The 12,859-nt window shown below is 68.7% G+C and carries 9 protein-coding genes; 4 read left to right on the forward strand and 5 right to left on the reverse strand.

Annotation, left to right across the window (positions count from 1 at the left end):
• Nucleotides 1-4: 4 nt before the first annotated feature.
• From AM586_RS17245 to AM586_RS17260, 4 genes are read left to right on the forward strand one after another with little or no spacing between them, the layout of a single operon-like run.
• Entirely contained in the window at nucleotides 5-898 is an 894-nt protein-coding gene (locus AM586_RS17245; RefSeq protein WP_052234508.1) for a VOC family protein, read from the forward strand.
• Nucleotides 899-917: 19 nt separating this feature from the next.
• Nucleotides 918-1,787 carry a fumarylacetoacetate hydrolase family protein gene (locus AM586_RS17250; protein WP_052234507.1) on the forward strand — a complete coding sequence of 290 codons (870 nt, stop codon included), beginning with the start codon at nucleotides 918-920 and terminating at the stop codon, nucleotides 1,785-1,787.
• A complete protein-coding gene (locus AM586_RS17255) occupies nucleotides 1,784-3,379 on the forward strand; it encodes a bifunctional 3-(3-hydroxy-phenyl)propionate/3-hydroxycinnamic acid hydroxylase (RefSeq protein ID WP_052234506.1) in 1,596 nt (531 codons plus the stop codon). Before AM586_RS17250 ends, AM586_RS17255 begins: the two co-directional genes overlap by 4 nt.
• A 28-nt stretch (nucleotides 3,380-3,407) precedes the next feature.
• A complete protein-coding gene (locus AM586_RS17260) occupies nucleotides 3,408-4,493 on the forward strand; it encodes a porin (protein WP_052234505.1) in 1,086 nt (361 codons plus the stop codon).
• 18 nt (nucleotides 4,494-4,511) lie between these two features.
• On the opposite strand, the gene galK is transcribed toward AM586_RS17260, so the two are convergent.
• Genes galK through AM586_RS17285 form a run of 5 tightly spaced genes read right to left on the reverse strand, consistent with a single transcriptional unit; the run spans nucleotide 4,512 to nucleotide 12,790 of the window.
• On the reverse strand, nucleotides 4,512-5,675 hold the full coding sequence (galK, locus tag AM586_RS17265) for a galactokinase (RefSeq protein WP_052234504.1): 1,164 nt from the start codon (nucleotides 5,673-5,675) through the stop codon (nucleotides 4,512-4,514).
• A 7-nt stretch (nucleotides 5,676-5,682) separates the two neighbouring features.
• Nucleotides 5,683-6,729 carry a UDP-glucose--hexose-1-phosphate uridylyltransferase gene (locus AM586_RS17270; protein WP_060566635.1) on the reverse strand — a complete coding sequence of 349 codons (1,047 nt, stop codon included), beginning with the start codon at nucleotides 6,727-6,729 and terminating at the stop codon, nucleotides 5,683-5,685.
• Between the two features lie 24 nt (nucleotides 6,730-6,753).
• On the reverse strand, nucleotides 6,754-8,427 hold the full coding sequence (locus AM586_RS17275; RefSeq protein WP_047826978.1) for a sodium/solute symporter: 1,674 nt from the start codon (nucleotides 8,425-8,427) through the stop codon (nucleotides 6,754-6,756).
• Nucleotides 8,428-8,433: 6 nt separating this feature from the next.
• Nucleotides 8,434-9,417: a nucleoside hydrolase gene (locus tag AM586_RS17280; RefSeq protein WP_052234503.1), complete on the reverse strand. Its 984-nt coding sequence runs from the start codon at nucleotides 9,415-9,417 to the stop codon at nucleotides 8,434-8,436.
• 1 nt (nucleotide 9,418) lies between these two features.
• The gene (locus AM586_RS17285; RefSeq protein WP_047826977.1) at nucleotides 9,419-12,790 is read right to left on the reverse strand and encodes a glycosyl hydrolase; all 3,372 of its coding nucleotides are present in this window, start codon (nucleotides 12,788-12,790) and stop codon (nucleotides 9,419-9,421) included.
• Nucleotides 12,791-12,859 lie beyond the last annotated feature (69 nt).

Here is a 12,859-nt window from a genome sequence, read left to right on the forward strand (position 1 = left end):
TCCCATGACCACATCCCCAGCCGGGCAGCTGCGCAGCATCGCGATCGGCGTCACCGATCTCGAGGCGGCCGAGCGCTTCTATAACGACACCTGGCACCTCGCTACGGTGGCGAAGACCGATGACGCGGTCTACCTGCGCGGCGCCGGCAGCTTCCATCACATCCTGGCTTTGCACCGCAGCGCACGGCCCGAGGTCCGCAACGTGAGCTTCAGCGTCGCAAACCGCGCCGACCTGGATGCGATCGCAGGGCGCGCCGCGGCCGCCGGCGGGCGTGTCCTGTCCGGTCCCGCGCCGCTCGATGAACCCGGTGGCGGCACCGCCGTTACGATCGCCGATCCGCAGGGGCGCATCCTGCGCTTCGTGCACGGCGACGAGCGCCACACCGAGCAGGCCCACCGCGATGCGCCGAGCCGCATTACCCACGTCGTGTTCAACAGCGCCGACGTCACGGTGGCGCAGCGCTTCTTCGAGGAGGCGCTTGGCTTCCGCCTGTCGGACCGGACCAAGGTCATGGCCTTCATGCGCTGCAACAGCGACCACCACAGCATCGCGCTGGCCGACAGCGACGCCGACACGCTCAACCACATCGCCTTCGTGATGCCGGACCTGGACGCGGTGATGCGCGGCGCCGGCCGCATGAGCGACGCCGGCTGGCCGATCGAATGGGGCGTCGGCCGCCACGGCCCCGGCAACAACGTGTTCTCGTACTTCGTCGGCCCCGACGATTTCGTCATCGAATACACCGCCGACGTGCTGCAGGTCGACGACAGCTACCGGACCGGCGGGCCGTCGGACTGGACCTGGCCGCCGGGGCGCTTCGACCAGTGGGGCGTGTCGAAACCGCCGTCCGAGCGCATCAAGCAGGCACAGAAAAAAATCCGTTTCACCCAAAACTAGGCACCACCAAGGAACCCACATGAAATTCACCAGCTACCGCAAGGGCAACGAAGCCCGCCTGGCCGTCGTCGACGGCGACACCCTCGTCGACCTGAATCGCGTCCTGCCGGAGGTGCCATCCGATGCGCGCGCAGCGCTGCTGGCGGGCGTCGACCTGGTCGCCGCCGGCCGCCGCGCACTCGAACTGGCGGGGCCGGGCGAACGCCTGTCCCTGGCCGGCGCCGCGCTCGCGCCGGTCGTGCCGGAACCGGGCAAGACGGTCTGCCTGGGCCTGAACTACTACGACCACGCGGCCGAAAGCGGCCGCGACAAGCCGGTCTATCCGTGGTTCTTCCTGCGCTCGACAACCTCGCTGCTGGCGCATGGCGAAGCGTCGCCGCGCCCGCGCGTCTCGGAAAAATTCGACTACGAGGCCGAGCTGGCCGTCGTGATCGGCAAGCGGGCGCGCCACGTCAAGCGCGAGGATGCCCTCGACTACGTGTTCGGCTACGCCTGCTTCAACGACATCTCGGTGCGCGACTACCAGAAGCGCACCCCGCAGTGGACCATCGGTAAGAATTTCGACCGCACCGGCGCATTCGGCCCGGTCCTGGTCAGCGCCGACGAGCTGCCGCCGGGCGGCGCCGGCCTCGCCATCCAGTCGCGCCTGAACGGCGAGGTCATGCAGGACGCGAACACCAGGGACATGATCTGGGACGTGGCCGAGACGATCGCCCTGCTGACGGAATGCCTGACGCTGGAGCCGGGCGACGTGATCGCGATGGGCACGCCGGCCGGCGTCGGCCAGTCGCGCACGCCCCCCGTGTGGATGAAGCCTGGCGACACGATCGAGGTCGAGATCGAGGGCGTCGGCCTGCTGGTCAACAAGATCGAAGACGAACAGCCATGAAGCCGTTTGCCGACAATGCCGCGTATGACGTCGTCGTGATCGGCTTCGGCCCATCCGGCGCCGTCGCTGCCGCGCTGCTCGGCCAGGCCGGGCTGCGCACCCTCGTGGTGGATCGCACGCACGAGGTCTATCCGAAGCCGCGCGCCATCGCACTCGACCACGAGATCATGCGGGTGTTCCAGAACCTGGGCCTGGCCAATGCGATCGCGCCGCACTGCGAGCCGTTCACGCCCTCCGAGTACTATGGCGCCGACGGCCGCCTCATCAAGCGCCTGGCCACGGTGGCGCCGCCGTATCCGCTCGGGCACACGCCATCGATGGTGTTCACCCAGCCGCCGGTGGAGGCCGCGCTGCGCCGGCACGTCCAGGAACTGGCCTCGGTCGAGGTGGCGCTGGGCTGGCGCTTCACCGGCGTCGCGCAGGACGATGACGGTGCGACGGTCGGCCTCGAGGACGCCGAGGGCAAGGCCGCCACCGTGCGCGCCCGTTATGTCATCGGCTGCGACGGCGCATCCAGCTCGGTGCGCGAGGCCGTCGGGATCACGCTGGAAGATCTCGAGTTCGACGAACCGTGGCTGGTGGTCGATGTGCAGGTCAACGAGCAGGGCCTGGCCAAATTGCCGAAGACCAGCGTCCAGTACTGCGAGCCCGCGCGTCCGTGCACCTATGTGATCGGGCCGGGCATGCATCGCCGCTGGGAGATCTCGCTGCTGTCGGGCGAGGATCCGGCCTACATGGCAAGCGAGGAGGGCGCCTGGAGCGTGCTGAAACGCTGGATCGGGCCGGACGACGCGACACTGTGGCGCCAGGCCAGCTACCGCTTCCACGCCCTGGTGGCGCGCGAATGGCGCCGCGGACGCGTGTTCATCGCGGGCGACGCCGCCCACCAGCAGCCGCCCTTCCTGGGCCAGGGCATGTGCCAGGGCGTGCGCGACGTGGTGAACCTGAGCTGGAAGCTGCGCGCCGTGCTGGCGGGCGAGGTGGCGGGCGAAGCCGCCGAGGCCCTGCTCGACACCTACACGCTCGAGCGGCGCGAACACGTGCGCATGCTGACCACGCGCATCAAGGAAATCGGCGCCGTCATCTGCGAGCGCGACACGCAGGCCGCCAGGGCGCGCGATGCGGCCCTGATCGAGGCCGCCGGCGGCGAGATCAAGACGGTGCCGCGCCAGGAGATCATTCCGCCCCTGGTGGGCGGCCTGCTGGCGCCGGGTCATGCGCACGGCGCCGGCACGCTGTTCCCGCAACCGCGCGTAGCGGGACCGGTCGCGCCGGCCTTGCTGGACGACGTGCTCGATCCGGGCTGGTGCATCGTCACCGACCTGCCTGCCGACGCACTGCCGCCGGACCTGGCCGAACGGGCAAGGGCGCTGGGCACGCTGGTCTGCGTGGCGCCGGAAGAGCGGGCGTTCAGCGGGACGGCCGGAAGCGTCCGCACCGGGGAGCTCGACGGCGTGCTGGCGCACTGGTTCGAACGGCACACTTGCCGCGCCGCCATCGTACGCCCCGACCACTACGTCTATGGCGGCGCGCGCGACGCGGCCGGCCTGTCGGACCTGCTGGCGGCACTGGCACAGCGCCTGGCCGCTTGAGCCAATTAATAAGAAAACTAGGAGACACATGAAGACACGCAGCATGGCGGCGCTTGCCGCCGCTATCCTCTCGCCCGCGGCCATGGCACAGTCGAACGTGACCGTGTACGGCGTGCTCGACCTGGCCGTCGAGTCGGGGCGCACCGGCGGCGTCACCACGACCCGCATCGATTCCAGCGCGGTGGCCCCGGTCCGCCTGGGCTTCCAGGGCACGGAAGACCTGGGCGGCGGTACCCAGGCGATCTTCCGTCTCGAAAGCGGCTTCAATGCGGACACCGGCACGCTTGCCAATGGCGGCGCCCTGTTCGGACGCGAAGCCTGGGTCGGCATGAAGGGGGACCTCGGCCAGGTCCAGGTCGGCGTCAACTACACGCCGCTGTTCCTCAGCTACGTGACCTATTCGATGGGCGAGCTGAATACCCTGGGGTGGGGCAATGCGACGAATAACTTCGTGTTCGTGCCGGCGGCACGCACCTCGAATTCGATCCGCTATACCTCCCCGACTTATCAGGGCTTTACGCTGCGGGCCTTCCACGGCGTCGGCAACGAGAACGCCGACGGCCAGCCGCATGGCCTGGGCCGGACCAGCGGCGCGGCCCTGATCTACAGGAAGGGCAAGCTGTCGGTCGACCTCGACTACATGCAGCAGAATTACGCGGCCGGCAGTACTTTAAGTCCGCTGGTGCCGGCGCAGACCGGACGCTATTACCTGTTCGGCGCGTCCTACGACTTCGGCCTGGTCAAGCCGGCCTTCCTGTACCAGGCGCATCGCGGCAGTGCGGATATCACGGCCGCCAACAACGCGAGCTTTGCGAATCCGGACAACCATTTCTTCGAACTGGATGCGCTGGTCCGGGTGAGCACGAACGGGACGCTGCTGCTGAGTTATGGGCAGTACAGCAAAAGCCGGAACAGCGCCGGCAACGCGAAGTCCTACGCCGTGCGCCACGACTATTCGCTGTCCAGGCGCAGCGGCCTGTACGCCGGCGTGACCCGCGTCGAAAACGGCAGCGCGGCCAGCTTCACGGCCGCTCCCGCCGCCGGTCCCGGCATCCCCGTCGCCCCTGGGCATGGCATCAACAGCGCGATCGTCGGGATCATCCATCGCTTTTGACGATCCCGTTCCGCTGGTTCAGCCCCCAGCGGAACTGGCACCAGCGGCGGCGCAGGCGACGTGGATCGCCGCCTGCTGGCCCGCCGGCCCGCGGTAGGACTGCGCCACCGCTTCCCGCACGCGCCCGACCAGCCGGTGCGGCACCAGCGCCACCACGCAGCCGCCGAAGCCGCCGCCGGTCATGCGCACGCCGCCGGCCGGGCTGATGACGGCCTTGACGATGTCGACCAGATGGTCGATCGGCGGCACGGTGATCTCGAAGTCGTCACGCATCGACGCGTGCGAGACCGCCATCAGCTCGCCCATGCGCGCCAGGTCGCCTGCCGCCAGTGCATCCGCCGCCGCACGCACCCGGTCGTTTTCGGTGACCACGTGGCGCGCGCGGCGCAGGGTCAGCGGGTCGAGCTCGGCGCCGCGCGCCGCCAGCAGGCCCGGGTCGAGGTCGCGCAGGGCGCGCAGGCCGAAGTGCCGCGCCGCCGCCTCGCATTGCGCGCGGCGCGTGTTGTACTCGCTCTCGACCAGTCCGCGCCGCACCATCGAATCGACGATCACGATGGCGGCATCGTGCGGCACCGGCACCGGCCGCACCGCCAGCGAGCGGCAATCGATCAGGAGCGCATGGCCGTCGACGCCGCAGGCGGAACTGATCTGGTCCATGTTGCCGCATCGGGTGCCGACGAAGTCGTTTTCCGAGGCCTGGGCAATGAGCGCCATGTCCACCGGTTCCAGGTGCTCGAAGCCGGGCAGGGTGGCGAACAGCCTGCACACCGCAACCGACAGCGAAGCGGACGACGACAGGCCGGCGCCCTGCGGGATGTCGCCGGCAATCGCCATGTCCATCCCGCGCACGGGCAGGCCGAGCAGCACCAGCTGCCGGATCACGCCGCGCACGTAGTTGGCCCACATCGGCCTGGCCAGGCGCGTGATCGGCGCGTCGAGATCGATCCGGTCGGCCGCGTCGTCGTAGTCGGCGGCCACGAGCTTGACCTGGCGGTCGTCGCGCGGGCGCGCGACGATCACGGTGCGGTAGTCGATCGCGCAGGGCAGCACCAGGCCCTCGTTGTAGTCGGTGTGTTCGCCGATCAGGTTGACCCGGCCGGGGGCCTGGACCAGGATCGTGGCGGGCGTGCCGAAGGCGGCCTGGAAAACGGTGTAGGCGCGCTGCGCCAGGGTTGCGTTCATTGGATTTTCAGGACGGGGTTTCAGGATCGAGATAATGCACGTCGGACTGCTCGCGCAGGCGCGCGGCGGCCTGTTCCGGGGTCAGGTCGCGCTGGGCTTCGGCCAGCATCTCGAAACCGACCATGAACTTGCGTACCGAGGCCGAGCGCAGCAGGGGCGGGTAGAAGTGCGCGTGCAGTTGCCAGGCCGCGGTGTCGCCGCCGTCGTGAGGGGCGCCGTGCCAGCCCATCGAATACGGGAAGGAGGTCTGGAACAGGTTGTCGTAGCGGGTGGTCAGGCGTTTGAGTACGAGCGCCAAGTCGGCGCGCTGCTCGGCATCCAGGTCTTCCAAGCGCGCGGCCTTGAACTTGGGCAGCAGCAGGGTTTCGAAGGGCCAGGCGGCCCAGTAGGGCACGATCGCCAGCCAGTGTCCGGTCTCGACCACCACGCGCTCGGCCAGGGCGGCTTCGCGCGCGGCCGCGTCGAGCAGCATCGGCCGCCCGTGCGCGGCAAGGTAATCGCGCTGGCACTGGTCTTCCCGCGACGGCAGGTCGGGCAGGAAGCCGGTCGCCCAGACTTGTCCGTGCGGATGCGGGTTCGAGCAGCCCATGGCGGCGCCCTTGTTTTCGAAGACCTGCACCCAGCGGTAGGCCGCTCCCAGCTCTGCGGATTGCGCGCACCAGGTGTCGACCACCTGTTCGATGGCGCGCAGCGAGAGTTGGGGCAGCGACTTTGCGTGGTCGGGCGAGAAGCAGATGACCCGGCTGGTGCCGCGCGCGCTCATGGCCTGGAACAAGGGATCGTCGCCTCGCGCCGCCTTGGAGGTCGCCGGCATCAGGGCGGCGAAGTCGTTCTCGAAGACGTAGGTGCCGGCGTAGTCGGGATTGCGCTCGCCGGTGACCCGCGGGTTGCCAGGGCACAGGTAGCAGTCCGGATCGTGCGCGGGCCTGGCGCCGCGCTCGGCGGCTTCCTGCTGGCCCTGCCACGGACGCTTCGCGCGGTGCGGAGACACCAGCACCCACTCGCCGGTCAGCGGATTCAGGCGGCGATGCGGATGGTCGGATGGATCGAACATGGTTTTCCTTTCAATGCAGGTGGCTTACCACCAGGCGCCATACACCGCTGCAAGCATCACGCAGATCAGCATGGAGCCGAGCGCGAAGGCGCCGTCCACCCGGAACAGGCTGCGGCTGATGTGCATGTTCCTGGCGGCCGGGTCCCGTCCGCCCAGTTTGCTGATCAGGACCATGCCGGCGACCACCACGAGGAAGACGATCAGCATGCGGTCGATGAAGGGGATGTCATAGTCGCCGGCAGCGTTGCGCACGGCAAAGCCGATCGGCTCCAGGAAGCGCAAATCCATCATCTGCGGCAGGAACTTCAGGACGATCGACAGCACCAGACCACCGAGCGTGGCAAACATCGCCGCCGCCGTGCTGGTCTTGCGCCAGAAGAAACCCAGCAGGAACATGGCAAGGATGCCCGGCGAGACGAAGCCCGTGTACTCCTGGATGTACTGGAAGCCGCCTTTCTTGTCGATGCCCATCCGCGGCGCGATCAATACCGCGATCGCCATCGCGGCGACCACGCACAGCCGCCCGATCCATACCATCCGAAGCTCGCTCGCCGCCGGATGGAAGCGCTTCTTGTAGATGTCGAGCGTGAAGATGGTGGCGATGCTGTTGGCCTTGCCGGCCAGCGAAGCGACGACGGCGGCGGTCAGTGCGGCGAAGGCCACGCCTTTCAGTCCCGCCGGCAGCAGCGCCAGCAAGGTGGGGTAGGCGCGGTCGGGATTGAGCTCGCCGCCCTGGCGCATGGCGTCGCCCAGCGCCCCGGATTTGTCCAGTGCATAGGCGGCGATGCCTGGCAGGACAATCACCACCGGCATCAACAGCTTGAGGAAGGCGGCGAACAGCAGGCCCTTGCGGGCGGTCGGCAGGTCGGCGCCGAGCGCACGCTGCACGATGTACTGGTTGCAGCCCCAATAGTTCAGGTTGATGATCCACATGCCGCCGATCAGGGTGGACAGCCCCGGCAGGTCGATGTAATTCGGGTTGCCGCGCGTGAGCACCATGTCGAAGTGGTCGCGCGCACTGTGGAACAGCGCGTTCGCGCCCGCCAGCGCACCATGGCCGCCGCCGAGCGCCGCCACCAGGTCGAGGGCGATCCAGGTCGTGACCAGACCGCCGCCGACCAGGCACAGGACCTGGATCACGTCGGTGTAGCCGATCACCTTCATGCCGCCCAGCGTGATCATGGCGGCAAACGCGGCCAGGAATACCATGCAGGCAAACAGGTTCAGCCCGGCGATGCTCGAAATCGCCAGCGCGCCAAGGTAGAGAATGGAGGTCAGGTTGACCACCACGTACAGGCCGAGCCAGAAAACCGCCATGGTGGTGGCGACCGCCTTGCCGTAGCGCTGCTCGAGGAACTGGGGCATCGTGTAGATGTGGTTCTTCAGGTACACCGGCATGAAGAACACCGCCACGATGATCAGGGTCGCGGCCGCCATCAGTTCGTACACGCCGATCGCCATCCCGATCCGGAAGCCCGAGCCGCTCATCCCGATGAACTGCTCGGCCGAGATGTTGGAGGCGATCAGGGATGCGCCGATGGCCCACCAGGACAGCGAGCCTTCGGCCAGAAAGTAGTCGTGCGAGGCCGAGGAACCGGCCGCGCTCTTCTTTCGGCGGTAGACCCACAGGCCATAGCCGGCGACCACCACGAAGTAGACGATGAAGACCAGGGCATCCAAGGAAGAGAAAAGCTTCATGAGGTCCTAAAGTGTGTCGTGTCGTACCTTGTGTGCGCGTAGCAGCGCCACCAGGTCGCTCAGGTTGAGGCGGACGTCGAAGCCATGAACCATGCGGATGGACGACCCGTCGATCTCCGCGCCATAACGGCCGTCGTCGAGGATTTTCCTGGCGCGGCGCAGCGTATGGGGCGTGGCATCGAAGCCGAAGGCCGTCAGCGATACCATCGCGCTGTCGCCAAAGCCGATCGATCCGCCAAGTTCGACAAATGGCGGGAGATGCAGGTATTGGCTGTAAAGCCATTCGGCGACCGGAGAAATCGTGCGGAACCCGCCGGTCAGTTCGGCAACCGAAAGCTGGAAGCGCATGTATTCTTCCTGCGCTACCTGCCACACCTCCACCTTCGATTCTTCCAGCACATACCTGGCTGCGGCGATATCGGTGGCCAGGTTGTATTCCACGGGGGCGTCGGTGGCCGCCGTGCCGCCGATCCAGACCAGCTTCAGCCGCTTGGCGATCCGGGGCTCGAGACGCAGGGCCGCGGCGACGTTGGTCAAGGGGCCGCCGCAGGTGAGCACCAGGGGCAGCGGATCGTCGCGCAAGGCTTCTGCAACGATCGCGCGCGCGGCGGCATTGTCGCTGTCCTTTCCTGCGCCGAAGGCTTGTCTGCCGCCGACCAGGGCCGGCCTGTGCGCCAGGCGAAGGCGATCCATCAACTCGCTCACCAGCCGCGTGGCCGCCATCGGCGACTGGCCGGCATCAAGGCCCGCCATGCTGGCAAGGCCCGGCGCCACGGCCGAGGTCGTGACCAGTACGGTGCGCGCCTTCGGCGTCAGCAGTTGATGCGTCAGCGCGATGAGGCTGTCCGGATCGCCGGAAAAGTCGTTGTCGACGATGACCCGGCTGGAGGGCCGCTGGACGATACTGCCGATTGTCTGGCCGAACGTCTGGCCGAGCGCCGCCGAAGCCGGCAGGGCGGCGATCCCGCTCAAAAAAGTTCGCCGCTTCATGCTATCGCTCGCTTTTCGAATTGCGTTGGACCTGCAGGGTGACCGGTCCGATCAGGCCCGCTGGCCGTAGCGGCGCATCGGCCGTGTAGGTCGGCATGGTGGTAAAGCTCACCTTCGCCGCGCCCGGCTGGGCATCGCCGATGAGGCGGTTGACCCAGAGGTTGGCAACCCGGATTTCCACCGTGTTGGCGCCAGGTTTCACCAGCTGGCCGACCTCGACCCGATACGGCTTCTTCCAGGCGATGCCGGCGGGCTTGCCATTCACAAGGACCTCGGCCACGTCGCCGACCTGGCCGAGATCGAGCTGCATCGGCGCGTCCGGCCTGGCCCCGCCCGGCAAGGTGAAGCTGCTCCGGTAGGTGGTCGTACCCGAGAAGTACTTCACGCGGGGATCGGCGTTCTGGGTGAGCGAGCCCAGGGCGCCACGCGCGATCGGGTCCGGCGCGGCCAGGCCGTCGAAGCTTACAGCCCAGGCGCCGTCCAGCGTGGCGGCCGGCGACCAGCTGGGCAAGGGCACCGTCCTGGCGGCTGCCGTGGCCGGGCGCCGGAACACGACGAAGACCGACTCGTGCGCGCCCAGCGCCAGCGGCACCACGGTCCCGGCCTGGCCGCTGCGGTAGCTTGCGGCTTCGCCGCGTCCGGTGTCCGCATGCCAGAACTCGGCCGCCTTGCCACGGACGTTGAAATGCGCGGCCGTGTTCAGCGCCGCATCGCTCCGGTTGCTCACGAAATAGATGTCGCCATCGCGCAGGCGCCGGTGCACGAACAGGACCGGCGTGCCGACTTCGGTCCCGAAGTCGACATCGGGCGCCTGCCCGAGCTGCGCCAGGGCGGCCTCCACGTCGCGGCCATCGATGACGCGTCCCTTGCCGATGGCGGTGACGGGCGCGCCGCTCCACATCCGCTTGACCAGGGCGGCGAAGGCGTCCGCATCGTCGGCCAGGCCGGGTGTCGCGCTTGGCGCCGGTCCGACGATGGTCGCGCCTTGCCCTGCCAGCGCCTGCAGGCGGCGCAGCACGGCGAGCGTCATGCGCTGGCTGGAGCCGCCCAGGTACAGCACCCGGTAGCGCGCGCCGCTGGCCGCCACCACGTCGCCATCCTTGACCGCGAGCTTGTGCAGCAGCGCGTCCGCGTTCACGAAGTCGTAGGCGTAGCGGCGCGGCGCGTCGGGCGGCGGCCCCTTCTTGTACAGCGCGACCAGCGGCGCTTCCTCGCCATAGAAATAGCCGACGTCGGCGTAGAAACGGCCCTGCTGCAGGAGATAGCTGCTCCTCGCCATGTAGTCGACCCAGGGGCGGGCCATGCCGGCCCAGGTCTCGTTGCGGTTGAAGTACTGGCCGAAGATTGCCAGCGACAGGCCGGGCTTCTTGTCGTCGCCCAGCGGCTGGTGCACCGAGGTATGGATGACCGGCAGGTTGACCCCGCTGGCGAATTCCATGTCGATCATCGGACGCAGGTCGGAGGGGGCGAAGGCCCAGGGCGCCATCGCGCTGGTCATGGATTCGGCGGCGACCAGGTTCTGGCCGTACAGGTGGGCCACGGAAGCGGCGCCGCGCATGTCGGCGATGGCGGTCGGGTTGGGGCCGAATTCCGGGCGGTAGGTCCACATCGCCGCCATCGGGATATCGGTGTGGCTGCGCATTGCCATGTCGTCGCCGAGGGTGACGCGGGCGCTTTCCAGCGCCTCGCCGTACACGCGCATGCCATGCGCGCGCGCGACCTCGGCCACCGTGCCGTAATGTTCGCTGGCCATCAGCTCGGCCAGCGTGCGGCGGTAGTCGTACAGGAAGGCATCGCTGCGGGCGCGGTCCTTGACGATGACGCCGGCGAGCGCCGGCAGCCAGGGCCGGGCGTCGTAGCCGCGCAGGCGCCTGAACTGCTCCAGCAGGCGCGGGGTCCAGTTGGAGGCCCCGACCTCGATGCTGTCCGTGACCAGCGCGCGCACGCCGCGGGCGCCGACCAGCTCCTTGCCGGCCGCGTGTTCGTATTTCGACAGATAGGTCTCGAGGTAGTTGCGGACCGCCTTGCCGTCGTACTTGTCGACCTCCAGCCCGGTGGCCTCCGGGGTCGCCGGGTGGTTTTCGGTGCCGGTCAGCGACCAGCCGAGGCGCAGGATTTTCCACCTGCCGTTCGGCGGAGTCCAGTCCAGCGTGCCGTCGGGGCGCACCTTGCCGCTCAGGTCGACGATGGCGGACGGGGCGACGCCGGCCTCGCCGGCATCGACGCCGGTGTCGAGCGCATAGTAATCGTCGGCGGTGGCGAAGCCGGCCTTGGTCTCGAACTGGTTGACCTTCGGCTCGCCCGACAGGCGCAAGTGGGCGAGGCGCAGGCCTTTCGCCTGGCCGAGCGCGCCGAACGGGCCGGTGTCGGCGCCCGGCACCGGCATGAAGGCGGGGTTCGGCGCGGCGGGCTTGGCCGCGATGACGACACGGAAATGGGCCGCCGTGACCGGGGCGAAGCCGGCGCTGGCCGGCACCAGGGCCGGCGGCAGGTCGGCGACCTTGCGCCAGTGGGCGCCATCAATGCTGGCTTCGAGCATCGGCTGCACGCCGGCGCCGTCGAACAGCGTGGCCACGCCCGGGAAGAAGATGGTCGCCGAGCGTACCGTCTGCGGGGAGGCGTAATCGAGGGTGATGATGGCCGGCTTGTCGCTTGAGGGCAGGGCGATCTCGGCGACGGCGGCCTCGCCGAGCTGCGCCAGCCTGGCGGCGTCCAGGTCCTTGCCGGCCACGCGTATGGCCGGCAAGGGCAGGGGGGCGGTGTCCACGGGATAGGCATACACGGCGATGTCGGCGCCGCAGCGCGCCAGCTTGTCCGCGGCCGGGCGCTGGCCCATGATGTCGGGCTGGACGAACAGGTCCTGGAAGGGGCCGGTGGTGCGCGGTGCGGCGGGCAGCTTCAGTTCCAGCGGCTTGCCGCCTTCGACGATGGTCTCGCTCCACACCAGCTTCTTCATGCCGTCTTCGGGGCGCACCCATGGGCCGCCGGTCTCGCTCCAGCCGGCCGAGGCGGCGATGCCGAACTCCAGCTTGTGCTGCTCGGCCTGCTGGACGGCGAACCTGAAGGCGTCATCCCATTCGGGGCTCATGTAGGGCAGGCGCCTGGCGACCACCTGCGGGGTCATCATCTCGGCATCGAAGTTCTGCAGGCCGCCCAGGCCCGAGCGCGCCATCCAGTCGAGATCCCGGCGGATGCCTTCCTTCGTGACGTTCCCGTTCAGCCAGTGCCACCACACGCGGGGACGGGCGCTCTGGGGCGGATTGTCGAAACCGGCGGCGAGCGGGTCGCCGGGGGCCGCCGGTACCGGCGTAGCGAGGCAGGCGATGGCGGCCGCCAGGGCGATCTGGCGAAGAGGGGAAGCGTGTCCTGACATTGCGTTGGTTTCCTTGTGCTGTCCATCAAACGGCGGCGCGGCCGGACGTTCGAACGTCGCGGCCGCGCA

It is taken from the genome of Massilia sp. WG5, assembly GCF_001412595.2.
Lineage (GTDB): Bacteria > Pseudomonadota > Gammaproteobacteria > Burkholderiales > Burkholderiaceae_D > Telluria.

Excerpts from the sequence above, each read along its gene's own strand:
- galK (WP_052234504.1), bottom strand. The coding sequence starts at position 5,675 with ATGAACGCAACCCTGGCGCAGCGCGCCTACACCGTTTTCCAGGCCGCC.
- AM586_RS17285 (WP_047826977.1), bottom strand. The coding sequence starts at position 12,790 with ATGTCAGGACACGCTTCCCCTCTTCGCCAGATCGCCCTGGCGGCCGCC.
- AM586_RS17255 (WP_052234506.1), top strand. The coding sequence starts at position 1,784 with ATGAAGCCGTTTGCCGACAATGCCGCGTATGACGTCGTCGTGATCGGC.
- AM586_RS17275 (WP_047826978.1), bottom strand. The coding sequence starts at position 8,427 with ATGAAGCTTTTCTCTTCCTTGGATGCCCTGGTCTTCATCGTCTACTTC.
- AM586_RS17250 (WP_052234507.1), top strand. The coding sequence starts at position 918 with ATGAAATTCACCAGCTACCGCAAGGGCAACGAAGCCCGCCTGGCCGTC.
- AM586_RS17260 (WP_052234505.1), top strand. The coding sequence starts at position 3,408 with ATGAAGACACGCAGCATGGCGGCGCTTGCCGCCGCTATCCTCTCGCCC.
- AM586_RS17280 (WP_052234503.1), bottom strand. The coding sequence starts at position 9,417 with ATGAAGCGGCGAACTTTTTTGAGCGGGATCGCCGCCCTGCCGGCTTCG.
- AM586_RS17245 (WP_052234508.1), top strand. The coding sequence starts at position 5 with ATGACCACATCCCCAGCCGGGCAGCTGCGCAGCATCGCGATCGGCGTC.
- AM586_RS17270 (WP_060566635.1), bottom strand. The coding sequence starts at position 6,729 with ATGTTCGATCCATCCGACCATCCGCATCGCCGCCTGAATCCGCTGACC.